The organism is Microcoleus vaginatus PCC 9802 (genome assembly GCA_022701275.1).
Lineage (GTDB): Bacteria > Cyanobacteriota > Cyanobacteriia > Cyanobacteriales > Microcoleaceae > Microcoleus > Microcoleus vaginatus_A.
Window position 1 is genome coordinate 2,461,348 of record CP031740.1, and the last position, 25,945, is coordinate 2,487,292.

Consider the following 25,945-nt stretch of genomic DNA (forward strand, 5'->3'; position numbering starts at 1 on the left):
TTTCGTTTCGATCTTAACTCAGCGGTTAAATTTTTTATGAAGTGGCAATCAAGCCAAATTTACTGCAAGTTATTTGCAATTGTCTAACCCGGGCTATTCCCAAAAGAAATATTGCTTTCATATCAACACTAATCTTTTTTAGTTCTTTTTGACGAACTCTCTAAAATGTCTTAATATTTTGACATTCTGCTGCCTTGGGAAGCGACGATCGCGAGGTTAGCACCTCCTCAATTTATTGGTCGCAGCAGCTATCCCTAGAGCGGGCGATCGCCCTACCCGGTTTGCAACAAAACTCATCGGTTAGGCTGCTAAACCCGCCATTCGACTAACACTCCGCGACCACTTTCTGTAAATGCGCGATCGCTCGCCATCGCAATCTTTTTCTCCCAATCGCTGGAAAGTCGCTCCCCCGTAACTCCTGCCACTTTCCGCTCCGCTCATGGACGCAGAAACCGTGTTGTTTAGGAAACTCTCTGGTCAAGCGCGAAGCTTTAGTTTCTTACCCCAAAAAGAGTATAAAACCCACATTTCCCACCCTCTGTCACTATCGGTTTTTACTTATTTTGATCCAGAAATAAAACTATAAATTCTACTATTATACCGTAGATTAACGGATAAATAACTCTTTAAAGGCATAATTTGTTACTTTAAAGATATAGTTTTCTCCGTAATTATACTGTGTACTACCCCTGGGTGCGGAATGTGGGATAAAAGCCTAGCTTTTTTGTCACAAAACCCGGTTGATAAAGGTTGCGAGTACGTCCACAGACAATAAAACCCCAAGCCAGTTAAGCTTGGGGCTATCAAATTAGGGTGCATCTAACAAGGGATGATCCGATCGCCCTCGATCGCCATCAGGAAAACTCACTCGATTTCCGCCAATAGCTTCTGACAAATAATCCGCAGCAGCTTCCACAACCGCGATCGCATTTTCATAAACCATCCGCGTCGGCCCCAAAACCCCAACACTACCCACCGGCACTGATCCCCGGCGGTAAGTCGAAGAAATCAGAGTACAGCCACGAATTGGTTCTAAAGAATTTTCCGAACCAATACGCACCGTTACTCGCTTCCCGGGGATGTCCAACTCAGGCGATTCAAAAATCAAAGGCCAAAGCAGTTCTTGCTCTTGTTCGAGCAGTTGCACCAGGGTTTGAACTTGCTGCAACTGCGAAAACTCAGGCAAGCGCAGCGCTTCTGCTAAACCGCCGATCAGAATCCGCGTGTAGGTTGGATTGCTTTGGCGGCTGCTCAAAGCAGTCAGCATGGTTCCCATCCACTCAGCGTACAGCTCAAAGTCCCGGTCTAACTCGCTCCAGTCTACAGTCGAGAGTTCCGAGAGCGATCGTCCCCGCAACTTGCTGTTCAAAAAATTCGACAAAATCTGCAATTGGCGATCGACGATTTCGACATCAGGCGTGTTACCTTCTGCGTCCCTCGGCAACTGCACCAAAACCGACTGAGTTTCGTAGGCATCCGTCACCACGATCAGCATCACCTTTCCCGGCTCTAGCTGCACCAGTTGCAAGTGGCGCAAGCAAGCCATATTGGTTTGCGGTATGGTGATCATGGCTATGTAACCGCTGATAGTTGCCAGGATTTGAGCCGCGCCGCGGAGTGCCGCGTCCATGCGGCCGTCCGACCAATTGAGCTGGTCTAGTACCTGTTCCACCTTGCGGGCCAGCGTATCAGACGGCTGAATCAACTGGTCTACATAAATTCGGTAGCCCGAGTCAGAGGGGACTCGTCCTGCCGAAGTGTGGGGCTGATAAAGCAGTCCAGCTTTTTCAAGAGTCCCCATCGCATTGCGAATTGTAGCTGGGCTGACGCTGAGGTTGAATTCGTCAGCCAAAGCTTTTGAGCCAACGGGTTCCGCTGTAGCTATGTAGTGGCGAACCGTTGCCCAAAGGATGTGTTGTTGCCGATCGGTGAGGTTAACGCGCACAGATATTTAAGCAGAATTAGAATTTAGAGTTGAAAGCCACTATTTAATCGAAACGTCTGTCCGAAGAGGGCGAGCGGGCAGACTTATCTATTTAAGATAACAGATTTAGGCGAAGGCAGAAGGAACAAGGAAGAAGCAAGAGGTAAGAATGAACAACGAACAGGGAAGAATGTTTTAACTTTTAACTTGTATAGCAACCGCCCGGACGTTTAGGACGTTCTTAATTGCACTTTCCCCATCCGGCCAATTACTTCCCTCTCTCCTAGAGAACAACTAAAGCCTTCTTGCTTCTTCCTTCTGCTATAACTTTCTATTTGCGAGCTTCGTTTCCCCGAACCGGATCTCGGCCCGATGCCCGATTCCTCGGCTTTGTTTTGCCCAATTCCCTTTAAGTGTGTTCTTGCAGAATATTTTGCAGATAACTAGCCACTGCATCCGGCTGTTCCACCATTGCCAAATGGCCACAATCGGGAAGCTGAAGGACATTCTCGCCACAACCTTGGAACATCCAGTGAAAGCTAGCCAAATGCAGCACGTATTTTGGTTCCATAATTTTATCTTTAGTACCGGCAATAAAATAAACAGGCTGCTTGAGTTTGGAGACAATTTGTGGTAATAGGTGAATCTCCGCTTCTGTGGTCGAGTCCAACAAAGCCCCCAAAGCTGCCTCTGGATGAGCTCCCACGAAATCTATTAAGCGCTGCCGTCCCCAGGAACGGCCGATCGAGCGGGCTACAGAATCGCGGGCAAACAGGTAATCTGCTAACGGCAAGTGAGGCAGCCAGCCGGGACGCATTGTCACTAGCTGCTTGCCGACCGCTCGAAACCGCTCGAATTCTTCCTTAAGATAGATGCCCCCTCCTGCATTGATGCAGACCACGCCTTTAACGCGATCCGACAATTTGCTGGCTCCCCATAGAGCGATCGTACCGCCCAGAGAGTGTCCCACGAGCCAAGCAGAAGATATATCGAGTTTTTCGAGTAAAAGTTCCAAATCGCGAGCGTAAGCTGCGGGAGTGTAGCAGGAATTTAGCGGTTCGGAACATGGGCGATCGTCGCCTGCGTCCGATTGAGACTCGCCAAACCCCCGCAAATCATAGGTAAGGCACTGATAGTTTGATGCCAAGCGATCGGTCAAAGGTTGCCAGTAGTGGCGGCTTAACAGCCAGCCGTGGACAAATACCAGAACCGGGGAAGTTGCAGTCGGAGCCGTCAAATCGTAAGTGTGCCGAACCCCTAGGATGTCGATTGTTGCCATACTTTTATCCTACCCGTTCCATAAGACCTATGTAAACCTATGTATAGCCTTTCTCAGAAAGCTGGAGTAAGCCGAAACCCTGTGTTCTCAAGCTTTTTCAGTGGAATTGTTTACCTCATCTAGCCAAGAAGCGCTATAAGTAAGTCAAAAAGACTCAACTTTATCGATTTACCGCTTACTTCCTGCTGCAACGCGCGGTCTTAAGTTGACGCTACAAGATTTTTGTCCACTTCACTGGCAATCTTGGCCTAGCTTGCCCTTTTATGCGATCGCCCTGGAATAAATATTCCTTCAAACCAGCGTTCTATGGTTTTTGCAGTATTCAAATTTCTGTCTGCTGTACGATCGCAAGGGGGACATACATCAGCGCGATTTTTTAAGAGCATTTTGCGGCAATAATTTTCCAAATTTTAGCCGATTTTAAAGTCGTAACCCATCGGGATATCAGTGTCAATTTAGACCAACAAATATTTTTGTATGCTAGTTACCAATTAAATTAGTAACTCCCATATTCAACTATTAAAGCCGCACCAAAATATTGAAATTTTAACAATTTTTCCAAAAATTAACACTTACTTGTATCTTGTTACTTTGCCATGATTTGGGGCTAGTAATACGTAATTTTATGGAGCGCATTTGTGCGGATATTTGCGACTTTTGCGTGTAGTTGCGCGAGCTTATTTACTGCATTTATACGGTTATAACATAGGGCTTTACGACTCACCACGCGCTGTTTGCGCTTCAAGTTAAAGTACGCCATCAAACTTAAAAAGCTTGACAACATCGTTTCGGCGTGTCTCATGTTTATGAGAACCGCTATCTACACTCGTTTGTACGAACAATGTTGCCGAGCTTTTTATCCTATCTCACTGGACAACTTCAGCAAACTAATGTCTACTTATAGAAATCTAGTTATTTAGGGAGCATCGGCAGCTTGCCCTAAAATCGCTCGCCTAGCAATCTTTGTCGCACCCCCTCAGCGATTTTTTGACCCAGATATTCGGGAATTAAACTTTCATTGGGCCCCAACAAGTAGAGAATTAGGCGAGTTCGCCCCCGCCAAACCAGCAAATTAGCATTTACGACCAACAAATCCTCTTGCCAGATGGCATACATAACTTTGTAAAAAAGTCCAGGTTGATTATCTGCTTCAATCAGCAAAGCTGGCAAGTGGAAAACCGGATCGACGTAGAATTCAGTTGCCACATCTTCCAAACCCGCGTCTAAATTAAATTCCACCGCCAACATCTCTTCAACCTCAAAATGCCCCGCCAATGCCTCTCGAACGGCTCTACAGACGTTTTCTGCTGTTTTATCTGCCAGTACCTTGCCACCGCGAGATACGACCAATTTGATAAATACCAGCATGGGCGGGTAAATTTGACCGTACAGACTCAGACTGTGAATCGTCAGTCCGTAGGCCGCGAGCACTCCAAAAATATCGCTCAATAGAAAAGACTGGTTCCGGTAAGCAAAATGCAGGGCACTTTTGTTACCTTCGGCTCTGATTTCGATGACTGCTTGCCGAGTTTTGTAAAGCTGGTAAGCTAATTTGAGGTTTTGCAACTGGATTTCGCTGCTGACAAATTGCTCATAAAACTGCGGAAACGCTCGGTTAAAGCGCTTGAGAAGTTCTAGTGTAGATGGTTTTAAACCCGAAGCCATAATTGAGGAGAAGGTGCGGGAGATATACTAGGTATTGACTCTCCCATGCCTTATGGCAATGGGATTTTCGATTTGACGATTCGACTTAAATTGTCCCCGTCTCCTCACTAAAAGCAAAAGTCAAATCTGTCTGGGAACTGATCACAAGAATGTCACCGTTGCGGCATTCCAGTGGTATTTCCCACCAAGGGTATAAGTTCCGGCGCGATCGGCGGCACTCAAAAGAAGCAATTCCCAAAATGCCTCTGTCCTGGTTCGGCAATAAATTTTACCTTAAAAGCGAGTTGTACGGACACTGGCTAGCAGAACAGTTCTACCAAACTTGACAAGAATCAAGAATCAAAAAAGGGCCGACCCAATGTTGGACGACAAATCCCTGTTTTCGGCGTAAGATGAGTGTACCGTAAACTGTTCATCAAGAGGCTACCCGCAATTCATCCTACGCCAATCGGAGTGGGTTGATCTTTGGGATTCTCTTTCTCGTCGTCCAACTTCTACTACCTTAACCGCGCCTGCATGGGTTTTTGGAAAAACTTATTTAGTAGTTCTGAGTCTGCCTCTGTACCCCAAACAGCGGAATTTGAGGAAGATGTGGCTGTTGGGTTAGGCGATCCGCTTTCCCCAACGTTTCGCAAACCCGCCAGCGGCAACGCTCGCATCTTTTTCAGTTGCGATCGGGACATTGACCTCTACGAACTCGAAGAACTTTGTAATGCAGTGGGTTGGTCCCGCCGTCCCCTGCGTAAAGTCAAAAAAGCTATTCAGCACAGCTTCCTAGTCGTCTCTATGTGGGAGATGCGGGGCAGCCAGCGACGGCTGGTGGGTTTCGCCAGAGCGACTTCAGACCATGCTTTTAATGCCACGCTTTGGGATGTGGTAGTTCATCCCGACTACCAGGGCAAAGGCATGGGCAAGGCGCTGATGAAATACATCATTAAAAAACTCCGCAGTGAAGATATCAGCAACATTACCTTATTTGCTGACCCTCAGGTGGTGGATTTTTACCGCAATTTGGGCTTTATGTCCGATCCAGAGGGGATTAAAGGTATGTTTTGGTATCCAGATTAGCCCAGAGGTGCAGGTCGGCGTTGATTTGTTGAGGATATACAATACAATATTGACGCTGCCAACACCGAATGCACCTGTGCGCTGTGGTCAGTTAGGCTTTGATGTATCTCGGCACCAGCGCCGTTATGAAGTTGTGCAAGTATTGTCAGTCAATTGGAGATTTGAGACTGTGGCGTGAGACTTCCGCGATCGCTCAGACCATCGGCGCTCAGTCGAGGGGTCAAGTGCCCGTCAGTCGAGTTGCCCTCAGTCGAAGGAACTATTTGAGATTGGAGATTTATTCCACAGATGAATCTGGGAGCTTGAACTAGGGTCTAAAATTGTGAGCAGCTCACGATAGCAGTCAGGGGCTGGTATCGGTTTTTGGGTGGGGTCAAACCGCACAACCTGAAAAAAAACTTCGCCTTAGCTACATCGAGAGCTAAATATTTAATAAAGCTTGACAAGCAAGCGGTTTTGTGTGTTAATGGTTAGAGGTTAGCTAACTATACCACCGGGATGTAGCGCAGTTTGGTAGCGCGCCTGCTTTGGGAGCAGGATGTCGCAGGTTCAAATCCTGTCATCCCGATCGCACAATGTTAAATAATAGATTGAATCAGAACTGTCTCTGATGTTTACATTTCGTCAAAATGAAAACAAATTGAGGCAGTTTTTGCCGACCGTGTTAAGTCGCCAGTCTTTGCGTTAATGTGTTTCAGGATCGCTCCTGATGGAAAAAACATGAAATCATTAGTTCGTTTGGGCGCAATATTGGGAATTGTCGGCTGCACTCTGGTGGGCCCCTCCCCCATTGGCAAGATGTCTGCACTGGCACTGCCGGAGCCGCAAATTTTGGAAAAATTGCGCTCGGTGCCAGTATTTACGATTACAGACGCTCAGGGTGCCCCCCTGATCGCTTCTGTTCCCAAGCAGGGCCAGGGTCAAACTGGTAATGCTTCCGTGGCGGGAATTTTCATCAGCCAGAAAGATGCTCAAGCTTTTGTCGATCAACTGAAAACCAGAAATCCTCAGTTGGCCGCCTCGGTGCGCGTGATGCCAGTATCCCTGGGCGAAATTTATCAGATCACTCAAGCAAATAAAGGCAAGCCGGAGGAAGTGCAATTTGCTTTCGTTCCGGCTCCGCAGCAGGTGCAGTCGGCAAAAACTGTACTTCAGCAGACTGGTCAACAAGTTAACGAGTTCAACGGTGTACCTCTGTTTTTGGCAAGAGGCGGCGCAGAAAATGGTTATTTGACGATTCAGCGGGGTCAGCAAGAGGTGATTCCCTTGTTTTTTAACAAGGAGGATTTACAGGGAATGGTCGATCGTTTTAAGCAGCAGCAGCCCAACGTGACAGCCACAATTAAGATTGAGGTGGTGAACTTGGAGAGCGTTTTGGAAGCTTTGCGTACTGAGAACGACCCGTTTTTGACCCAAATGATTTTGATTCCGTCGCGGGAGTCGCTGGAATTTGTGCGATCGCTCCAACCTGCAGGTGCGGGCCAAAATCCACAGCTTGCTCCGGCTCCAGCTCGACCGGCTCCTGCCTCTCCGGCTCCTGCTCGGCCGGCTCCTGCCTCTCCGGCTCCTGCTCGACCGGCTCGCTAATAGTTAGTCAGCAGTCATTAGTCATCAGTTATCACTCATGAAATAGTAGGTTGAGTTTCTAGACTCAGCCTACTATTTACCAATTACTAATTACTAATTACTAATTACCAGTTAGCAATTGCTAATTACCCATTAACAATTACCGATTACTAAAAAGCCTTATGTTTGTTTCTGGTTTAGAGCTTTGGCAGTGGGTGAATCAAGCTAAAACAGAGGCGATCACCTATGACATTCCCCTAGCAGAAATTGACTGGCTGCTGCAAGAGCTGGCTGGTTTGGATAGGTTGGCTCTGCGTTTGGAGTCGTTTAAAGATTTGCCAAAAATTGAATTAAAGTTTTCTTTATCTGAACTTGCTCAATTGTGGCAGCGGCGCTTGCAGGAACGGGTGCCGGTGCAGTATTTAACGGGAGTTGCACATTGGCGGCATTTTTCGCTGAAAGTAACGCCGGCGGTGCTAATTCCGCGTCCTGAAACGGAATTGCTGATCGATTTGGCTGTAGAAGCTGTTAAAAGCCGTTTAGAAGCAGAAAATATCAATCAAAAATCTACCCCCCCCAACCCCCCCTTACTAAGGGGGGGAGAAGATTTAAACTTATCCGAGCTTCGGGGGGGAGAATTTGGCAAATCGCATTGGGTGGATTTGGGGACGGGCAGCGGGGCGATCGCGATCGGCTTGGCTTCTGCGTTGACAAATGCTAAGGTTTATGCAGTAGATTGCAGTTCGGAAGCTTTGGCAGTTGCTCGACTGAATGCTGAGAATTTGGGTTTTGGAGCGCGAATTAATTTTTATCAAGGTTTGTGGTGGGAACCGCTAGCATTTCTCAAAGGTCAAGTGAGTGGCATGGTGTCTAACCCGCCTTACATTCCCAGCAGCACGGTGTTGACTCTGGAACCGGAGGTTGTCCGACACGAACCTCATCTGGCGTTAGACGGCGGCTTGGACGGGTTAGATTGCATCCGGCATTTGGTAGAAACGGCTCCCGATTATTTAGAATCCGGGGGAGTTTGGTTGGTGGAGATGATGGCGGGACAAGCTGAGGCGGTAGCTGATATGCTGCAAAGTCACGGGAGTTACGGTGAAGTTCAGATATTTTCTGATTTAGCAGGAATCGATCGGTTTGCCTTAGCCTACCGTCTTTAGGTTTCAAGAATATGCCGCAATTCTCAAATCATAAATCTAAAATGGCATGACACAAGTTTTGATGGATGCCCTAGTTCAAGGGGCAATTTCTGGCAATCATATCGTCAGTTTTCCTACAGATACTGTACCCGCTTTGGCTGCGCGACCCGATCGCTCGGAGTTGATTTTTGCAGCTAAACGTCGCAGTCAAGACAAACCGCTGATTTTGATGGCCGCATCGGCCCAGGCCTTGTGGCCCTACGTGCAGGGAAGTGCAGCAGAGTTAAACTTGTGGCAGCAAGTAGCCGAATCCTATTGGCCGGGGGCGTTAACTTTGGTGCTGCCGGCTTCGCCAAAAGTCCCGGCGGCGATGAATTCGATCGACCCCACTACAATCGGAGTACGAGTGCCTAACCTTCCCCTTGCGCTCAAAATTCTAGAACAGACAGGCCCTTTGGCTACTACCAGCGCTAATTTATCCGGTCAGCCGCCTCTGGAGTCTGTGACAGAAATTGAGGCTGTGTTTCCCGAAGTCTTGACATTAATGCCTTCTGAATTAGCAACAGCGACAACAGCTTCGAGTTTGCCTTCCACTGTGGCTAAATGGACTGGCAGCGATTGGGAAATATTGCGACAAGGCGCTATCGAGTTAGAATGCTAAAAGCTAAACTCCAAGGCAAAGCAATATGGCGCCGATCGGCTGGAGCGACTTTATATATTTAGGTATGGGACTGGGGCTGGGTTTGGGAAGCAGTTTGATTTGGCGCCTGCGGCAAAAAAGCTCGCAACAGCCCGAACCTGCGCCCGAAGTGCCACCTCCTCTTCAAGAAATTCACTTAGAGAAGTTTGATGCCCTTTCCGACAAACTTAAGCAAACTCAATTGGCTTATCAGATGGCATCGGAGATGAGCCAATTTAAGGCGGGTTTTTTGGCTCGAACTTCTCACGAGTTGCGATCGCCCCTGAGCACTATGATTGGTACCCTGCAATTAATTCTCTCGGATTTGTGCGACGATCCTGCTGAGGAACGAGAGTTTGTCGAGCAAGCTCACGTCGCGGCACTCAAGCTGGTGAAATTAATAGATGAAATTATCTCTGTTGCTAAAACTGAACACGGCACTGAAAGGATGGATATTGAGCCGATTCAGTTAGCTAAGGTTTTTGACGAGGTTGATGATTTAACTTACTTGCAAGCTGCTAATCGCGGCATTCGTTTGGAGATATTGCCGCCCGATCCCGGGATTTATGTATTGGCAGATTTGCCGAGGTTTAGGCAAGTTTTAGTCAATTTGGTAGATACTGCGGTTGCTCAGATGGAGGAGGGGAGTATTTCTGTGTGTGCCCATGCTTCGCCGGAATCTGGATACGTTCACATTTGGGTGGACGATCAGCGTTCAGTGAGTGCTTGGAGCGAGTCTTGGGATTTGCTGAAGCACGATTTGAAGTGTGATGTTACCAAGAGCAGCGATAATTCTCAGGTGTCTTCTGGAATGAGGTTATTGATGAATCAGACTCTTTTAAGTTTGATGAGCGGAAAGTTGGAGGTTCTGGCTGTGCCTTCTGAGTCCGAAGAGTGCAATTTTAACCGGACTCAGTGTTCTATTCCTTTGGCAACTTTGTGATCAAGGAAGTTCGGCCACGAGCAATCTACGGGATGTAACGGAGGTCGGGAAAAGGGCAAAGGGTTTAACAGATTTAACGGAGGTGGGGAAGAGGTTCGAGGGAAGATGAAAGAAGGAAATTATTTATAGGGAGTAAGGTGCGCCCTTACGCACCCTACATATTATAGATTTTGGTGCCAATCGGGTGATTATTTAACAATTAGCAGTTAGCAATTCGCCGTTGCTAATTTCTAATTCCAGATTCTCTTCTAGAAGCTGATTTTCAAGTACCATGGTGGTGCTAGCGTTTTGCTGAAAACCGATGCGCTCGTAGAAGCTTTGTTTGTAAGTTGTCATCAGGTAAACTCGCTCTACTCGGCACATTCGAGGGTGACTCAAGACGGTTTGCACTAATTTACGGCCGAGTCCTGCACCTTGGTAATCTGGGTGGATGGCGACATCCCAGATGGTAGCTCGATAGATCCCGTCTGAGGTGGCTCTGGCAAAGCCGATCGCCCGTGAGCCGTCCCAAACTGTAACAACTGGTTCGCTGTTGGCGATCGCAATTTCCCAATCTTCTCTCTTGCGTTCCCTCGCCCAAAAGGCGGCGGCTTTAAATAGTTCTTGGATCTGTGCGATGTCTGCGCGATCGCGACCTATACAAAATTGAATGTGACTGGAATCCCTAGTCGTTGATGTCATGCTCAATCTTCCTTCAAGTTGTATCTAAACTGTGTTACTTTTACTGTCTTAGCGGGTATAGTTGATTTTGCTTGGGAACAATCAATGATTTAATTCCCGATTTACAAAACTATTTTTATTCATACATATTTTCTAACTAATTTCGGTGATTATTAATACTTTTTGGGGTAAATTTTGTAAAAAAGTCTTTGACTCAAAATTCCCAACTTATAATTTCTAGCATTTGAAATTTTAGATGGGAATGACTGATTTGGTATGGGTTTAGAGTTCGCTTACAGAGAAACCAATTTTTTTGTAGTTACAGCCCACTGCACTGACAAAAAACCCGGTTTCTGAAAGTCTTAATGCGTAAGTGAGAGCTTAATATATGCCGTAATGGCTCAAAAATCATCTATCGATCGAGAGAGGTTTTGACTCCACGGGAACACCCGAAGATTGTGCTGTGGAGTCAATTCTTTAATCTCTAATCTCAAATCAAGTGAATCAGTTTTTCAGCCAGCGGGCGGCGTCTTTGGCGTGATAAGTCAAAATCAAATCAGTACCAGCACGCTTGAATCCTGTCAAAGTTTCCATCACTACTCTTTCTTCATCTATCCAACCGTTGAGGGCGGCGGCTTTCACCATCGCATATTCTCCAGAAACGTTGTAAGCAGCAACTGGCAGGTTAGTTGCTTCCTTCACGCGCCAGATGATATCCATATAAGCTAAAGCGGGTTTAACCATGAGCATATCTGCGCCTTCGGCAATGTCGAGAGCAATTTCTTTAAGAGCTTCGCGACCGTTTCCGGGATCCATTTGATAGGTGCGCCGATCGCCAAATTGCGGAGCAGAATCGGCCGCATCCCGAAACGGGCCATAATAAGCTGAGGCGTATTTTGCCGCGTAAGACATGATGGGAATATCTTCAAATCCAGCGGAGTCCAATCCTTCGCGAATTGCTCCGACAAAACCGTCCATCATTCCCGAAGGCGCGATAATATCTGCACCAGCTTTAGCTTGAGCAACTGCGGTTTTCTTCAGCAATTCTAGTGTGGGGTCGTTCAAGACGCGGCCGCTTAAATCTCCGACTTCCAAATAGCCGCAGTGACCGTGACTGGTATATTCGCACAGACAAGTATCGACGATGACGATTAAATCGGGTACGGCTTTTTTAACTGCTTCCGTCGCTTGTTGGACGATGCCGCAGTCGTGCCAAGCACCTGTCGCATCTGTGTCTTTGTCTGCGGGAATGCCGAATAAAATAATCGCGGGAATGCCGAGGTCGTAGACTTCTTTTGCTTCTTCTACTATTTTGTCTACCGATAGCTGGTAAACTCCCGGCATCGATGTGACTTCTTTAGCAAAAGCTTCCCCCGGTACGGCAAATAAGGGGTAAATTAAATCGCTCGTTGTCAAGATATTTTCCCGTACCATCCGGCGGAGTTGGGGATGGTTGCGGAGGCGGCGGGGGCGGTGAGTTGGAAACATAATGTTTTTTTTACGGTAGATAAAGCCCTGTTTTTGAGGACTCGTGGCGTTTCTTTAAAAGTCTAGAGCTTATTGTTGGCCGATCGCCCTGTACTTAAGTAAAGTTCTGTAAAAGCCAGGATGTCGATTGTTTGTAGTAACTGAGATGTTGCACCATTCTCAATAACCATTTTATGAGCGGGCTAGAAGATCCCAACGTGTACTCCCCACAAGAAGTTCAGTCTTTGTGGAACAGGCCCGAAAGCCGGCTCTTGAGAATGGTGCAAGAATTAAGTAGTAAGGAATGCAAGTCCTTTCTAGCTTTTCTCGTTTGCAGACTCAGGCCTAACTGTGGTTGGATCGGTTGGTACGGATATCTCGCTGGCTTCATACCTATAACCAGGCTGCCCAGAAGCGAGGATAGACTGTAAATTATAAATGTATCGAATAGTAACGGTCTTATGTACAAGCAACTAATTTCAAAGATGAAACCGCTTTTGAAATCACTATTTGCGATCGGTCTGGTACTGACGCTAGCCCTCGGTAACGCTGATGGAGCTCTGGCTGCCCGCAGCGGAGGACGCATCGGCGGCGGATCTTTTAGAGCTCCGGCGCGCAGTTACTCGTCTCCTAGTCGCACTTACGCGCCGTCGGGAGGAGGCTACTACCCGGGTGGCGGCTTTGGAGGTGGCTTCGGTTTCCCGTTCTTGCTGCCGTTTTTTGGCTTTGGGGGCGGGTTTGGCGGCCTGTTCTCGATTTTGATTTTTATCTCTATCGCTAATTTCCTTGTCCAAAGCTTCCGCCGCGCCGGGGGATCAACTGACGAACTCGGCAACAGCGCCCCCACTACCACCGTATCTGTTGCCCGCTTGCAAGTTGGTTTGCTAGCAGAGGCCCGCGGTTTGCAAGCCGAACTCGACACCCTAGCGCGCAAAGCGGATACCGATACAGCGGCCGGTCGCGCTCAAGTGGTGCAAGAATCTACTCTGGCGCTGCTGCGGCATCCTGAATACTGGGTTTACGCGGGCGCTGAATCTGTGCAAACTCGCTTGGAAGCAGCCGAAGCTAAATTTAATCAATTGTCTTTGGCAGAACGCAGTAAATTTACTGAAGAAACGCTCTCGAATTATAACAATCAGCTCCGGCAAGCAGGGAACAGCAATGTCCTGCCAGGTGTGCAGGAAGATGGTGCGCTGGTTGCTTCTGATTTGAATTCAGATCCCGGGGAATTTATTGTGGTGACGGTGATTGTCGGTACTCAAGGTAAATTGCAATTGCCCGCAGTGAAAAACTCTGAAGATTTGCGCCAAGCTTTGCGTCAGATTGGGGGAGTATCAAGCGAGCAGTTGCTGGCGGTTGAGGTGCTATGGACTCCTCAAGCCAACGGGGACACTCTGACTGCTGACGATATGTTGGCGGGCTATCCTGATTTGCGATCGATTTAGTGAGCAAGACTGGGCGCGGAGCATTGTCTCCCGCGCCCCATCCCTCAGCAAAGCTGGGCGGGTGAACCCAATTGCTTTTGAGACGCGAATTTTACACGAGTTTTTTGAGGTCGCTCAAGTTAAAGAAGATTGTTTAACAAATGCTAGTATTGAGAAATTATGATTCAGCCTGATTCATCTGCTATGGGCAAAGCCGGCCTGAGATGGGTTTTGCAAAGAAGTTAGGCAGGATAAGAAAAACTGTATTGAGCGAGGACTGCTTCGGAAGAAGTTGCGACCGCGCGCCATCTAAATTATATATGAAAGAAGAAGCGATCGAGAGCTAAAACTTATGGCCGACAGCAGCAGAAAAAAAGCACTTTTTATTTTGAGCCAGTTAAATAATGACGATATCAACTGGATCGTCCAAAAAGGTAAAAAGGAAGTTCTCGCTCCGGGTGGGGTTTTGATCCATGAAGGAAGACAGATCGATGCGCTATATATTGTTTTAGATGGAAGTTTGAGCGTTTTGATCGAGGCTGAGCGGACTAGAGAACTCGCTAAAATAGCCAGCGGAGAACTGGTGGGAGAAGTCTCTTTCATTGACGCTCGCCCTCCTTTGGCAACGGTGAAGGCGATCGAAGAAACTCACTTGCTGGCAATTCCTAGGCGACAGTTAATAATCAAACTTCAAAACGATATGGGCTTCGCTTCCCGGTTTTATTATGGAATTTCACTGTGTCTGGCAGACAGGATGCGCGGTACGATCAGACATATAGAATACGGTCGCAATATAGAATTAGATCAACCAGAATTTGAACGAGAGGATATCAATCCTAACGTCCTGGAAAATTTGGCGCTAGCTGAGGCTAAGTTTAATTGGCTGAGGGAAAATGTTAAAGCTTGAGGAATTTTAAGGCTTTTTTGAGCTGGGTCGGAAAACTTGCCGATTGATACGGTAATTGAGAGATGTACGATGTAACCTCTCAACTCCAAAACAGATGTCCAAAACAAAACAGGGGGGGTTTGTACCGGAAATATCGCTCGATAACTGCCGGAACTATAAAAACCCGCCCCTTTGGTTTGCAGTTGCAATTTCGCGCGCTGAAACGCAACTACCAACCAACCACACAATCTAGAGAATTCCCGGCCCTTTGCCGCGGGTGTCTGCATCCATTGTCAGTTTTCCTTCCTCGCCTTTTTTATCTTTGATTTCTGCGAGAATTCGAGCGCGTTCTGCGGCTTCGGCTTCTTCTTTTGCTCTCAAATCGCCCGGTTCGTTGATGTACATTTCCGGTTCGATCGCGTAATTGTTAACCAGACCTTCTTGGTCTACTGTATAACCATCTGTAGTGTGAATGCTTTCGTCATCGGTTTGGTCATCAGTTTTTGCACTTTTCTGCTTCCCTTCGGTGGTTGTGTGCATGAAATTAGCGCCTTCCCGGTCTTGCCGCGCTGCTGTCTCAGCAGGAGTAATTCCCCTGTCGTAGTGGGGGGCTTCCATATTGGCTTCGATTTGTTCGTCGGCCGGTGTTGATTTGCTAACTTCTTCTTTGGGGGGTATTGGTTGACGATTAGTCATGATTTATTCCTGGGTTATTTTTTCAAAAAGGTCTTTGCGTTATGTTTAAATATTAGACCAAAGCTAGCTCATTCACAAACTATCTTTGGTTATAGTTGGCTAAAAATTGCTGTTAGGGAAAATACCTTGAGTGAGTCTTCCTGAAGACTGATAAAATTCTGTTTTTATTTAAATTTTTACTATCTGCGACTATTTGGCATCTATCTAAAGATAGGGAATTGGCAGTTGCCGGTTGAGGATTGGGAATTGGACTAATGACTAATGATAGCAGTTTAGAACCAGAATTTTACGGTAGGCCAGTTCTCAAGCCAGATAGTCATCAGTCATTCCCAATTATTCAATTCTTTAATCTAAAATCGTCTGACTTTACGATTCTTTAAAGAAGCGGATGATTTCGCGGACATGGTTGAGAAATTGTCCGTCATCGGTGAGTTGGGCGATCGCACTTTCTGCATCTCTTCTGAGTTTAGTGTGTTCTGCCTGATTTGTCGCTTGCAAAGATTGTAGAGATGCGGATACAGTAGTTAATTCTCTTCTGATAGCTTCCCGTTCCCGATTTTGGACAGCCGCCCACGAATTCGGATCGTCTGAATTTAATTGAGCGGTCAAATTTCTAACTGTAGATTCTAACCCTGCAAAGCGGCTGCGGAGTTCGACAATATCTTCGCGGGGGTACAAAAATTGGCTGCGGATAGTTGTCAGCCGCTGGGCTAAATACTGATAACCTCGGATAGCTGGACGCAGTACAGTTAACAGCAGTGCAGCACCGGAACTGAGATAGCCAACAGCACTAATTCCGGCGGCCGCTAGGGCGTAAAGTGCGATCGCGCTAAACAGGTGAAGTGCGATCGCCGCAAAGAGCGATCGGCGAACTAATACAGTAACGTATTGGAGTTGTTCCCGATCGACAGCAATGTTTTTTTTAGTCGATTCTGCGGCTTGCGCTAAAACTTCTTTAGCTTCAAAATGGATATTCCAGGGAACTGTAACTATCAGCAACAGCCATTCAAAAATAGCAATGGCAATTACCCAATCAATAAAACTGCCGGCCGAGACGTGCAGCCATTGGAGAATGGCAAAAACTAGCAGCAAAAATATGCCTGTGACGGCACCAAAACCTGCGAAAGTGTAATACATAGCGATGCCTTGGTGGAATGTTGTTTTGATTGTGGGTAGGTGCTTTAGGTCTGGAGTAATAAACTGTGACAGTTAAGTGAGCGTCCTATTAATCCCGGTTCATTAGTTATGAGTAACAATGCAGGCCAAGGGTTGCGCTCAACCTGTTTTTTCCCACAAATACTTCCTCTACCTCAATCGTGGAAGGTAGTTGAGATTTGGGGTAGGTTGTTTAGGTATGGATTCATAAGGTGTGACAGTTAAGAAATCGTCCTATTGAACCCAGTTTATTAGTGATTAGTAATACTCCGGGAGACAAGGTTTCCAGACGCCTGGTTTGTTCCAAGAACATACACGGGCTTGAACCCATCCATAATATTTAAATGAAACGGTTTGCTGGTTTGGGAGTGCGTAAGTCCTTAATAATTACTCATTGGCGATTAAGTAGAGCGACACACAAAAACTTGACAATGTAACAAAATGTAAACGAATCACAACCTCTGGGATTGCTTCATTGAACTGGCAATGACATACTTATGTTTTTCGCAGTTCGTCTACTTCGCGATCAGGATGAAGTCACTTTTTCCCCGACTCATATCATTTGAGATTTATTTCAAATTTGAGATGGGCAATAGCTTATTATGTATGACTTTGCAGCTTGTGTAGAGTTGCATTCATTTTTTGAACTGCTATCACTAACGGCGTTACACGCTGCTAGCAACCCAGCAATCTCAAAACGCTGCCCTCTATCCATTTTTATTTTCCAGAGGTGCTAAATCACCTGTAGCTGAGATAAACTGATTTGAAAGTAGATCGCGCGTTTTGCAAGTTGCCTCTGTGTAACCGAGACACTGCTACTGCAACCTGTCATCAGCTACAGCAAAATAGGTGCCAAAATTAACTCTACAGTCTCCAATTTCCCTTAACAGCGCGTCTACAATCTAAAATCAAAAGTGAGCAGCAAGGACAAACCGATGGCGAACTCAACTCTTGGCCTAGAACATCAACTTTACGATTATCTGTTATCTATTTCTCTGCGGGAGCCCGATATTCTCGCTTCACTACGGGAAGAAACTGCTAAACATCCTATGGGTATGATGCAGATTGCTCCCGAACAAGGTCAGTTTATGGAGCTCATAGTGCAGCTTATGGGAGCGACCAAAACCTTAGAAATAGGGGTTTTTACTGGTTATAGCTCGCTGTGCGTAGCTTTGGCGCTGCCTCCTAACGGTCAGATTATTGCTTGCGATGTCAGCGAGGAATATACTGCGATCGCACGACGCTATTGGGAAGCTGCGGGCGTTGCTAATAAGATTTCTTTGCAGTTGGGCCCAGCCATAAATACTCTGGACAAACTAATAGCCGAGGGACAAGCAGGAACCTTTGATTTTGCTTTCATCGACGCCGATAAAGAAAATTATGAGGCTTATTTTGAGCGATCGCTGCAACTTGTACGCAATGGGGGTTTAATTGTAATTGACAATGTTCTGTGGTCAGGACGAGTTGCTGACCCTCAAGTACAAGACGAAAGTACCACCGCCATTCGTACTTTTAACGACAAATTGCGTAACGATCCCAGAGTTACTCTCAGTGTTGTCCCCATTGCTGACGGGCTGACTTTGGCATTGAAACGCCGCTGGGCTACTATGATGGAACCGGAACAGGATAATTAAAGAGTTATTTGCGGTTTGTGGTGGATTTCTAAGGACTTATAGAAAAGCTATGAAGAAACCGGGTTTCTGAGTCAAGCTTCTGGGATAAAACGGATAATTTTTTTTCATAAACCCCGTTTATGCGTTCAGGACGGTTTTTATTTGCTGCAAACCGCGAAGGAATAACAATTTAATAATATTCTATCTAAACAACGTAATTAATTGATTTGAGGCGTAACTTCGGGTGTCTAATTTACAACTAAAATTACCAATTCACGAAACTTTTCAGTGTACTGTTCAAGGCGAAGGTTACTGGACGGGGACTTTAGTTGATTTTATCAGATTGGCCGGTTGCCCTGTGCGGTGTCCTTGGTGTGACACAGGCTACGAAAATGGGGGCAAAGGTTTGCCGTCGGTGCCGCAGTCGATCGCACAATTGCTCGCTCAATTGCAGTCTCCGAGGGTTGTCATTACTGGTGGCGAACCTTTCATTCACCGCGATTTGCCTGAGTTAGTGGAAGCTTTGTTAGAAGCTGACAAGCAGGTGAGTATTGAAACTTCGGGTGCTTACTGGCAGGATGTTTCCCCACAAGCTTGGATTACTCTTTCTCCGAAGGAACACGTCAATCCTAAATATCCGGTGCAAGAGCTTTTTTGGACTCGAGCAAATGAAATTAAGTTAGTGATTAGCACTGGCGAAGAAGTTGAGTTTTATCACAAGCATTTGGAAAATAATGTGAACATTCCGGTTTTCTTGCAACCAGAATGGAACTCAAAAAAATTAGCGATTCCCATTATTTTGGAATTGCTGAAACAAAATCCTAGTTACAGGCTATCTTTGCAAACTCACAAGTTTATTGGCGTGCAATAATTTGATGATTTAGCCCGAGCTATTCGTCAGGTGGGCGGTGCAGAATAAGGAGTGCATCGCCTTACAAGATGTGGGAATATGTACTATAATTAAAGCAGCAATTTATGATAATTTGAACGTAATGGAAACAACTACGGAAACCCCAATGGGAAAAGTGATCGCAACCGTAGTAATTACGAATTGGCTGGATTAAGCTAAAGCAGAAGATGGTCTGATTCCAATCTAGCAAGTCAGGTCTGTTACTCTAGAAAATGTTTTGGTGGATACGGGCGCGACAACTTTGTGTTTACCCAAAGATGTCATCGCCAGACAGGGTTTGAAAATCCTCAAGCAAGTGGTTGTGAAAACAGCCACGGGCATTAGTGAGGCGAGGATTTTTCGGGATGCTTCGATTTGTCTGTGCGGGCGCGAAGAAACTTTTGAGTGTTGGGAATTGTCCGAGGGGAAAACGCCACTTTTAGGCGTGATTCCGATGGAAGCGCTGGGAATTGAAGTGGATTTGAAGCATCAAAGTTTGAAGGTTTTGCCCGACGGGCCGACGGAAACTTATTTGACAATTCTTGGATATTCTTGAGTTTGGATGCCAGCAATTCGATCGGCAGCGCTAAGATGGTTAAGCACTGTTTTGCACTACTCTCATGTCCCAACGCGCCAAAACCTCAAACAGCCAGCCAAGTGCATCCCGCAACGGGCATAATGTGACGAATTCTCACTCTAACAACCAAAATACGATTCGGGTTCGCGGTGCGAGACAGCACAACCTGAAAAATATCGATCTGGAACTGCCGCGCGATCGCCTGATCGTTTTTACTGGTGTCTCGGGTTCTGGTAAGTCTTCCCTCGCTTTCGATACAATTTTTGCCGAGGGACAGCGCCGCTACGTCGAGTCTCTCAGCGCTTACGCGCGCCAGTTTTTGGGACAGTTGGACAAACCGGATGTGGACGCGATTGAAGGCTTGAGTCCGGCTATTTCGATCGACCAAAAGTCAACTTCTCACAACCCGCGATCGACTGTTGGCACTGTTACAGAAATTTACGATTATCTCAGATTGCTCTACGGCAGAGCTGGCGAACCGCACTGTCCGATTTGCGATCGCTGCATTGCGCCGCAGACAATTGATGAAATGTGCGATCGAGTCATGGCACTTCCCGATGGCACTCGCTTTCACCTTCTGGCACCAGTTGTGCGCGGAAAAAAAGGCACTCACCGCAAATTATTGTCGAGTTTAGCTGCGGAAGGATTTATTCGCGTCAAAGTTAACGGAGAAATTTTAGAACTTTCGGAAAATATCGAATTAGATAAAAATCTAACGCACAATATCGAGATAGTTGTCGATCGGTTAATTAAAAAACCAGGTTTAGAAGAACGTTTAGTGGATTCTCTGGCAACTTGTTTGCGCCATTCTGAGGGGATTGCGATTATTGAAGAGTTACCGAATGATGAAAATTCCGAACCACAGGGGCCGATCGTATTTTCCGAAAACTTTGCTTGTCCCGAACACGGCGCAGTAATGGAAGAACTTTCCCCCCGGTTATTTTCGTTTAATTCGCCCTACGGCGCGTGCCAGAACTGCCACGGTTTGGGGAGTTTGCGGACTTTTGCGCCGGAGTTGGTAATTCCCGACGAGAAAGCGCCTCTTTATTGTGCGATCGCGCCTTGGTCAGACAAAGACAATTCCTATTATCTCTCTTTGCTTTGCAGTATTGCTGATACTTGCGGGTTTGATATCGACACTCCTTGGTATCGATTAAGGCCCGAACACCAGCGCGTGATTTTGTACGGCAATGAGCAAAAGCGCAGCGCAGAAGGTAAAAAGCGCGAGGGCAGCACTGATTTGAGGAGAGATTTTAATGGCGTGATTGCCATGTTGCAGCGCCAGTACGACGATACTGGTTCTGATTTGATCAAGCAGAAGTTGGAACAGTACCGGGTCGATCGCTCTTGCGAGGTTTGTCACGGCAAACGCTTGAAAACCGAGGCGCTTTCGGTGCGGTTGGGACAGTACGGAATTGTGGATTTAACCAGTATTTCGATTCGCGAATGTCGCGAACGAGTAAATAATTTGGGATTGAGCGATCGGCAATTCCAAATATCCGACTTAGCCCTGAGAGAAATCAAAGCAAGGCTGCAATTTTTGCTCGATGTCGGGTTAGATTACCTGACTTTAGACCGCGCAGCAATGACGCTTTCTGGCGGAGAAGCCCAGCGAATTCGGCTAGCGACTCAAATCGGTTCGGGTTTGACGGGTGTTCTCTACGTTTTGGACGAACCGAGCATCGGACTCCACCAAAGAGACAACTTTCGCCTGCTGCAAACCTTAACAAAATTGCGCGATTTAGGCAATACTTTGATTGTCGTAGAACACGATGAAGAAACCATGCGAGCGGCCGACCACATTGTGGATATCGGACCCGGCGCCGGCGTTCACGGTGGCAAAATTATCTCGCAAGGAAGTTTAGCAGACTTGCTGGCGGCCGAGGAATCTTTGACCGGGGCTTATTTGTCGGGAAAGCGAGTAATTGAAACCCCTAGTGAAAGGAGAAAAGGCAACGGCAAAGCTCTCTCAATCATAAATGCGACGCGCAACAATTTAAAAAATATCGATGTGGAAATTCCCCTCGGAAAACTCGTCTGCGTGACCGGGGTTTCCGGTTCGGGCAAATCCACTTTAATCAATGAATTGCTGTACCCGTCGCTGCAACACTATATCACCAAAAAAGTGCCTTTACCGCCCGATATGGACGCCCTCAAAACTAAAGGCGAACGCTCTCTAGAGGATGTGGTGGATAAGGTAATTGTAATTGACCAATCTCCCATCGGCCGCACTCCGCGTTCTAATCCCGCTACTTACACGGGAGTCTTTGACGTGATTCGGGATTTGTTTGCCGAAAGCATTGAAGCGAAGGCAAGAGGTTACAAAGCGGGGCAGTTTTCTTTTAACGTGAAAGGGGGAAGGTGCGAAGCTTGTGGTGGCCAAGGCGTGAACGTGATTTCAATGAATTTTCTGCCCGATGTTTACGTGCAGTGTGAGGTTTGCAAGGGTGCACGGTACAACCGGGAAACGCTGCAAGTTAAGTACAAAGGGAAGTCGATTTCTGATGTTTTGAACATGACCGTAGAGGAATCTTTGGAAATGTTTAAAAATATTCCCCGGGCGGGCGCTAGACTGCAAACCTTGGTTGATGTTGGTTTGGGTTACATTCAGTTGGGACAGCCGGCGCCGACGCTTTCTGGGGGCGAAGCGCAGCGGGTAAAATTGGCAACAGAACTGTCGCGCCGCGCTACTGGGAAGACGCTTTATTTGATTGATGAACCGACGACAGGTTTGTCGTTTTATGATGTTCACCATTTGTTAAATGTGCTGCAAAGATTGGTGGATAAGGGGAATTCAATTTTGGTAATCGAACACAATTTAGATGTGATTCGGTGCTGCGATTGGGCGATCGATTTGGGGCCGGAAGGGGGAGATAAGGGCGGCGAAATTATTGTGGCGGGGACGCCGGAGGATGTGGCGGCAAATCAGAGGTCTTATACTGGGAAGTATTTGCAAGCGGTTTTGCAGCAGCATCCTTTGGGGGAGGCTGTAGCCGTTAGTTAATAGTAACAGGAATTATGCAATTGGCATACTAAAATCAAATTGTAGGGTGCGTCAGGTGAGCTTTGAGAACGATTGATTATTGAGAGTTAAAATATCTGACGCACCTTACAACTGCAATTCCTACTACTCCAAGGGCGCAATCGGTTACAGTTATTGGTGCGTAACATTCGGGTATAATATGTACTAATAGTGTCCGATGTAAATCCTTGGGTAAAATCTAAAAATGGCAAAGGATCTCTTCCACAACACGGTCAAAATCGCCCTACAAAAAGAGGGCTGGAAGATAACCCACGATCCCTACCAGTTACGTTATGGTGTTGCTGATGTCTACATCGATCTTGCAGCCGAAGAAGCGATCGCCGCTGAAAAAGAAGGACGTAAAATAGCTGTAGAAGTCAAAAGTTTTGCAGGTGGCTCCACCATTTCTGAATTCCACACCGCCCTCGGTCAATTCCTCAACTATCGCATTGCCCTCGAAGTCTCTAGCGAACCAGAACGTATACTGTATCTGGCAGTGCCCACTGATACCTACCAAATGTTTCTCAGATTTGAACCTGCAAAAACTGTCATCGAACGTTATGAAATCCGACTAATTATTTACAATCCAACTCGTGAGGCGATCGACCAATGGATAGACTAAACGAATACCGCAAAATTGTTTGTGACTTTCTCGAAGACTTTTCTAAAAATGACGCAAATGCTCAGTTAATCTTCGATATTGCCCGCGATAGATATCTCGTGATGCACAACGAATGGCGCGACGAATATCGCATCTATGGGTGTGCCATGCAGCTCGATCTCATCGAAAATCAAATCTGGGTTCAACACAACAGTACCGAAATCTACATCGATCGAGAACTGATTGAACGCGGCGTGTCTCCTCAAGATATCATTCTTGGGTTTCGCTCCCCCAGCATCCGAAAACTCCTTGCCACCAACTATTCCTAGAGACAAAGGTTTGGAACAGTTAGATGGATATCTGGCTAGATTGGGACAAGATTCCGGTTGGTTGGTAATATTCGATCGCCGAGAGAATGCACCCGAACTCGAAGAACGGTTGAACACTGAGATTCATATTACTCCAATGGGGCGATCGATTACAGTAATTCGAGGGTGAAATCCTGGTATATTATGTACTAATAGTAGATGCGATATTAACTATCTTGAATTGTGGGAGACATGGCCATATTTTGCGCTTGTTTTTGCATGAATTCAATATCGGACAGCGACCAAGTGCGGGGCCCGCTGCACTGATGAGCAATTAACAGCCCCCACAGTCCTTTGTTCGTTAAAATTGGCACAACTAAATTGGCACGAACTTTCAGGCTACGCAGGAAATCTCGGTGGCATTCGTGGATTGGTTCTACTTCAATATCTGTAATTGATTTAACTCTGCCGGCTTCGTACAAAGCAGCGTATTCGTGGTTAAAACACTCGTCTGGCCCTGTTGAACCCAAGATTGAGAGTTCGATCGCACTCAACATCTCGTAAGTCACTCGACCTTGCCACTGTTTGTAAAAATGATAAAGCACTGCCCGATCGCTCTGCAAAATTTCTCGAATGTCGTAGAGGGATTTTTCAACTAATACGTCGCGCTTTAGACGATCTGTCAAGCGGTTAACAATGTTTTGCAGCCGATCGCCCGACATAGTATTAACTCCTTTAATTCCTGGTACACTCGCCCGATCTTAATTATTGAACTGGCAGCATCCCAACACCTCAAAATGTTGCGCTTCGGGATTTTCGCGCGCTCAAAAAGAAGTAATTTTGGGCTTGACAGTTGTTGATATGCCAGCAATATTATACTATTATTTTGCCTGAGATAGCAATCTTTTCGGGAAAGGGGCGATGGCGTCTAGCCCTCGCCCGTGCTACGGCTTTTTTTTACGCAGCCCTTTTGCTAAGAACCACCGACGGGACGCCTGTTCCACCCAGGAACAGAAAAGGAAGAGTTTACAAGTGCTGGGAGAATTGCTAGATCTGCCTAAAGTTGGTTCCTCTCAAAGAGAGTAATTGCTAAGATTTCTCGAAAGCTAGAGGAAGCATCAAATATGTCAGTGCTAGAAGCTGCTTGGAAACACGAATTTATCGCTACGAACGGCATTAAACTGCACTATGTCACTCAAGGTTCTGGGCCGCTGATGCTGATGCTGCACGGATTTCCTGAATTTTGGTATTCTTGGCGGCATCAAATCCCGGAATTTGCATCAGATTATAAAGTTGTCGCTGTGGATCTCAGGGGTTACAATGACAGCGACAAACCTCAGGATAAATCTGCTTACGTGATGTCAGAGTTTGTGCAAGATGTCAAAGGAACTATTCAGGGTTTGGGGTATGAAAGTTGCGTCTTAGTTGGTCACGACTGGGGAGGCGCGATCGCCTGGAATTTTGCTTATGCTTATCCCCAAATGGTAGATAAATTAATTGTGATGAATCTACCACATCCGGCAAAGTTTGCTGAAGGGTTACGCACTCCCCAACAATTGCTGAGAAGTTGGTACATCTTTTTGTTTCAGTTGCCAGTTTTGCCGGAGTTGTTAATTCAGTTGGGCGACTATCAGGCAATTTCGGCTGCTTTGGAAGGTATGGCAGTTAACAAAAGCACCTTTAGCCCCTCAGATATCGAAGCTTACAAAGATGCGGCGGCCAAACGGGGCGCTCTGACTGCTACTATCAATTATTACCGCAATATTGCTCGCGGATTTCTCGATCGCCAGAATTGGAGCGTGCTGCAAGTTCCGACGCTGATGATTTGGGGAGAAAAAGATGTCGCCCTCGGCAAAGAGTTAACCTATGGAACCGCAGATTACGTGCGGGATTTTCAGATTCAGTACCTTCCCAATTGCAGCCACTGGGTACACCAGGAAGAGCCGCAGTTAGTGAATCGGTACATGAGAGATTTTTTGGCAAGTAAGTTGATTTAATATCATATCCAGTTTGATCGGAATGCTACTGAGCCTGGGAGTAGGACGATCGCGATTCACTCAGAAAATTATTATTCCCATGCCACCAGAGACATTCACCGACTGCTGATGCCCTCCGTCGTGCGCCCGCTCATTTCGCTGGGGTGAATGGGGTAGATTGCAATTACCTCCGCACGTCCCAGCGAGTCAATCTAGGTGCGATTGATGGCGGGTGAAAGCGTGGGGTTGTGTTCTTTGACCAATTGCATCGCGCGATCGATGTCTGGCTGTTCCGTGAGGCGTTCTGCTCGCCCGTTCACATTAAATATAAATATAATCTGTGGTATAAAAACATCAATTCTCCAACAAAAAGATGGAAGGTGAAATGATATAATTTTTGCCATT

The 25,945-nt window shown here is 46.6% G+C and carries 21 protein-coding genes, 1 tRNA gene and 4 pseudogenes; 16 read left to right on the top strand and 10 right to left on the bottom strand.

What is annotated here, in order from left to right:
- Positions 1-808: 808 nt before the first annotated feature.
- The 4 genes and pseudogenes from hrcA to D0A34_10110 all read right to left on the bottom strand — a co-directional run bounded on the left by hrcA (position 809) and on the right by D0A34_10110 (position 4,868).
- Positions 809-1,945, bottom strand: a complete 1,137-nt coding sequence (gene hrcA, locus D0A34_10095; GenBank protein UNU19172.1) for a heat-inducible transcriptional repressor HrcA — start codon at positions 1,943-1,945, stop codon at positions 809-811.
- 388 nt (positions 1,946-2,333) lie between these two features.
- Positions 2,334-3,203 (bottom strand): alpha/beta hydrolase, encoded by an 870-nt coding sequence (locus tag D0A34_10100; protein ID UNU19173.1) that lies wholly within the window; start codon positions 3,201-3,203, stop codon positions 2,334-2,336.
- 266 nt (positions 3,204-3,469) lie between these two features.
- Positions 3,470-3,592: pseudogene (locus D0A34_10105) on the bottom strand (transposase).
- A gap of 550 nt (positions 3,593-4,142) precedes the next feature.
- Positions 4,143-4,868, bottom strand: a complete 726-nt coding sequence (locus D0A34_10110) for a hypothetical protein (protein UNU19174.1) — start codon at positions 4,866-4,868, stop codon at positions 4,143-4,145.
- Between the two features lie 516 nt (positions 4,869-5,384).
- Here D0A34_10110 and D0A34_10115 point away from each other — a divergent pair.
- The 6 genes from D0A34_10115 to D0A34_10140 all read left to right on the top strand — a co-directional run bounded on the left by D0A34_10115 (position 5,385) and on the right by D0A34_10140 (position 10,266).
- Positions 5,385-5,936 carry an N-acetyltransferase gene (locus D0A34_10115; protein ID UNU19175.1) on the top strand — a complete coding sequence of 184 codons (552 nt, stop codon included), beginning with the start codon at positions 5,385-5,387 and terminating at the stop codon, positions 5,934-5,936.
- A 494-nt stretch (positions 5,937-6,430) separates the two neighbouring features.
- A tRNA-Pro gene (locus tag D0A34_10120) sits at positions 6,431-6,504 on the top strand.
- 152 nt (positions 6,505-6,656) lie between these two features.
- A complete protein-coding gene (locus D0A34_10125; GenBank protein ID UNU19176.1) occupies positions 6,657-7,523 on the top strand; it encodes a hypothetical protein in 867 nt (288 codons plus the stop codon).
- A 161-nt stretch (positions 7,524-7,684) separates the two neighbouring features.
- Entirely contained in the window at positions 7,685-8,665 is a 981-nt protein-coding gene (locus D0A34_10130) for a peptide chain release factor N(5)-glutamine methyltransferase (GenBank protein UNU19177.1), read from the top strand.
- A gap of 46 nt (positions 8,666-8,711) precedes the next feature.
- Positions 8,712-9,305: a Sua5/YciO/YrdC/YwlC family protein gene (locus D0A34_10135; GenBank protein ID UNU19178.1), complete on the top strand. Its 594-nt coding sequence runs from the start codon at positions 8,712-8,714 to the stop codon at positions 9,303-9,305.
- Positions 9,306-9,339: 34 nt separating this feature from the next.
- Positions 9,340-10,266, top strand: coding sequence for a sensor histidine kinase (locus D0A34_10140; GenBank protein UNU22237.1), 927 nt, complete (start codon positions 9,340-9,342; stop codon positions 10,264-10,266).
- Between the two features lie 192 nt (positions 10,267-10,458).
- Here the strand turns inward: D0A34_10140 and D0A34_10145 are convergent, their stop codons facing one another.
- Positions 10,459-10,947, bottom strand: a complete 489-nt coding sequence (locus D0A34_10145) for an N-acetyltransferase (GenBank protein UNU19179.1) — start codon at positions 10,945-10,947, stop codon at positions 10,459-10,461.
- 483 nt (positions 10,948-11,430) lie between these two features.
- Entirely contained in the window at positions 11,431-12,414 is a 984-nt protein-coding gene (locus tag D0A34_10150; GenBank protein UNU19180.1) for a porphobilinogen synthase, read from the bottom strand.
- 440 nt (positions 12,415-12,854) lie between these two features.
- On the opposite strand from D0A34_10150, the gene D0A34_10155 reads away from it, so the two are divergent.
- On the top strand, positions 12,855-13,838 hold the full coding sequence (locus D0A34_10155; protein ID UNU19181.1) for a DUF1517 domain-containing protein: 984 nt from the start codon (positions 12,855-12,857) through the stop codon (positions 13,836-13,838).
- Positions 13,839-14,169: 331 nt separating this feature from the next.
- Positions 14,170-14,724, top strand: a complete 555-nt coding sequence (locus D0A34_10160; GenBank protein ID UNU19182.1) for a cyclic nucleotide-binding protein — start codon at positions 14,170-14,172, stop codon at positions 14,722-14,724.
- 228 nt (positions 14,725-14,952) lie between these two features.
- Here the strand turns inward: D0A34_10160 and D0A34_10165 are convergent, their stop codons facing one another.
- Together D0A34_10165 and D0A34_10170 are read right to left on the bottom strand one after the other, a co-directional pair.
- Positions 14,953-15,399 carry a hypothetical protein gene (locus D0A34_10165; protein ID UNU19183.1) on the bottom strand — a complete coding sequence of 149 codons (447 nt, stop codon included), beginning with the start codon at positions 15,397-15,399 and terminating at the stop codon, positions 14,953-14,955.
- Positions 15,400-15,765: 366 nt separating this feature from the next.
- Positions 15,766-16,536 carry a hypothetical protein gene (locus D0A34_10170; protein UNU19184.1) on the bottom strand — a complete coding sequence of 257 codons (771 nt, stop codon included), beginning with the start codon at positions 16,534-16,536 and terminating at the stop codon, positions 15,766-15,768.
- 953 nt (positions 16,537-17,489) lie between these two features.
- On the opposite strand from D0A34_10170, the gene D0A34_10175 reads away from it, so the two are divergent.
- From D0A34_10175 to D0A34_10205, 7 genes and pseudogenes are all read left to right on the top strand, one after another.
- The gene (locus D0A34_10175; GenBank protein ID UNU22238.1) at positions 17,490-18,188 is read left to right on the top strand and encodes an SAM-dependent methyltransferase; all 699 of its coding nucleotides are present in this window, start codon (positions 17,490-17,492) and stop codon (positions 18,186-18,188) included.
- A 223-nt stretch (positions 18,189-18,411) separates the two neighbouring features.
- Positions 18,412-19,038 (top strand): 7-carboxy-7-deazaguanine synthase QueE, encoded by a 627-nt coding sequence (locus D0A34_10180; GenBank protein UNU19185.1) that lies wholly within the window; start codon positions 18,412-18,414, stop codon positions 19,036-19,038.
- 121 nt (positions 19,039-19,159) lie between these two features.
- A pseudogene (locus tag D0A34_10185) lies at positions 19,160-19,612 on the top strand (aspartyl protease).
- Between the two features lie 64 nt (positions 19,613-19,676).
- On the top strand, positions 19,677-22,637 hold the full coding sequence (gene uvrA, locus D0A34_10190; protein UNU19186.1) for an excinuclease ABC subunit UvrA: 2,961 nt from the start codon (positions 19,677-19,679) through the stop codon (positions 22,635-22,637).
- Between the two features lie 223 nt (positions 22,638-22,860).
- Entirely contained in the window at positions 22,861-23,277 is a 417-nt protein-coding gene (locus D0A34_10195; GenBank protein UNU19187.1) for a fatty-acid oxidation protein subunit alpha, read from the top strand.
- The gene (locus D0A34_10200) at positions 23,265-23,585 is read left to right on the top strand and encodes a XisI protein (protein UNU19188.1); all 321 of its coding nucleotides are present in this window, start codon (positions 23,265-23,267) and stop codon (positions 23,583-23,585) included. Before D0A34_10195 ends, D0A34_10200 begins: the two co-directional genes overlap by 13 nt.
- Before the next feature lie 4 nt (positions 23,586-23,589).
- Positions 23,590-23,754, top strand: a pseudogene (locus D0A34_10205) (ATP-binding protein).
- 37 nt (positions 23,755-23,791) lie between these two features.
- On the opposite strand, the gene D0A34_10210 reads toward D0A34_10205, so the two are convergent.
- Complete coding sequence (locus tag D0A34_10210; GenBank protein UNU19189.1) at positions 23,792-24,286, bottom strand: GAF domain-containing protein; 495 nt, start codon at positions 24,284-24,286, stop codon at positions 23,792-23,794.
- Between the two features lie 402 nt (positions 24,287-24,688).
- Between D0A34_10210 and D0A34_10215 the strand changes: the two genes are divergently transcribed.
- The gene (locus tag D0A34_10215; GenBank protein ID UNU19190.1) at positions 24,689-25,561 is read left to right on the top strand and encodes an alpha/beta hydrolase; all 873 of its coding nucleotides are present in this window, start codon (positions 24,689-24,691) and stop codon (positions 25,559-25,561) included.
- Positions 25,562-25,656: 95 nt separating this feature from the next.
- On the opposite strand, the pseudogene D0A34_10220 reads toward D0A34_10215, so the two are convergent.
- Positions 25,657-25,860, bottom strand: a pseudogene (locus tag D0A34_10220) (pyridoxamine 5'-phosphate oxidase family protein).
- Positions 25,861-25,945: the final 85 nt, after the last annotated feature.

Excerpts from the sequence above, each read along its gene's own strand:
- D0A34_10100 (UNU19173.1), bottom strand. The coding sequence starts at position 3,203 with ATGGCAACAATCGACATCCTAGGGGTTCGGCACACTTACGATTTGACG.
- D0A34_10110 (UNU19174.1), bottom strand. The coding sequence starts at position 4,868 with ATGGCTTCGGGTTTAAAACCATCTACACTAGAACTTCTCAAGCGCTTT.
- D0A34_10115 (UNU19175.1), top strand. The coding sequence starts at position 5,385 with ATGGGTTTTTGGAAAAACTTATTTAGTAGTTCTGAGTCTGCCTCTGTA.
- D0A34_10125 (UNU19176.1), top strand. The coding sequence starts at position 6,657 with ATGAAATCATTAGTTCGTTTGGGCGCAATATTGGGAATTGTCGGCTGC.
- D0A34_10130 (UNU19177.1), top strand. The coding sequence starts at position 7,685 with ATGTTTGTTTCTGGTTTAGAGCTTTGGCAGTGGGTGAATCAAGCTAAA.
- D0A34_10135 (UNU19178.1), top strand. The coding sequence starts at position 8,712 with ATGACACAAGTTTTGATGGATGCCCTAGTTCAAGGGGCAATTTCTGGC.
- D0A34_10145 (UNU19179.1), bottom strand. The coding sequence starts at position 10,947 with ATGACATCAACGACTAGGGATTCCAGTCACATTCAATTTTGTATAGGT.
- D0A34_10150 (UNU19180.1), bottom strand. The coding sequence starts at position 12,414 with ATGTTTCCAACTCACCGCCCCCGCCGCCTCCGCAACCATCCCCAACTC.
- D0A34_10155 (UNU19181.1), top strand. The coding sequence starts at position 12,855 with ATGTACAAGCAACTAATTTCAAAGATGAAACCGCTTTTGAAATCACTA.
- D0A34_10160 (UNU19182.1), top strand. The coding sequence starts at position 14,170 with ATGGCCGACAGCAGCAGAAAAAAAGCACTTTTTATTTTGAGCCAGTTA.
- D0A34_10165 (UNU19183.1), bottom strand. The coding sequence starts at position 15,399 with ATGACTAATCGTCAACCAATACCCCCCAAAGAAGAAGTTAGCAAATCA.
- D0A34_10170 (UNU19184.1), bottom strand. The coding sequence starts at position 16,536 with ATGTATTACACTTTCGCAGGTTTTGGTGCCGTCACAGGCATATTTTTG.
- D0A34_10175 (UNU22238.1), top strand. The coding sequence starts at position 17,490 with ATGGCGAACTCAACTCTTGGCCTAGAACATCAACTTTACGATTATCTG.
- uvrA (UNU19186.1), top strand. The coding sequence starts at position 19,677 with ATGTCCCAACGCGCCAAAACCTCAAACAGCCAGCCAAGTGCATCCCGC.
- D0A34_10195 (UNU19187.1), top strand. The coding sequence starts at position 22,861 with ATGGCAAAGGATCTCTTCCACAACACGGTCAAAATCGCCCTACAAAAA.
- D0A34_10200 (UNU19188.1), top strand. The coding sequence starts at position 23,265 with ATGGATAGACTAAACGAATACCGCAAAATTGTTTGTGACTTTCTCGAA.
- D0A34_10210 (UNU19189.1), bottom strand. The coding sequence starts at position 24,286 with ATGTCGGGCGATCGGCTGCAAAACATTGTTAACCGCTTGACAGATCGT.
- D0A34_10215 (UNU19190.1), top strand. The coding sequence starts at position 24,689 with ATGTCAGTGCTAGAAGCTGCTTGGAAACACGAATTTATCGCTACGAAC.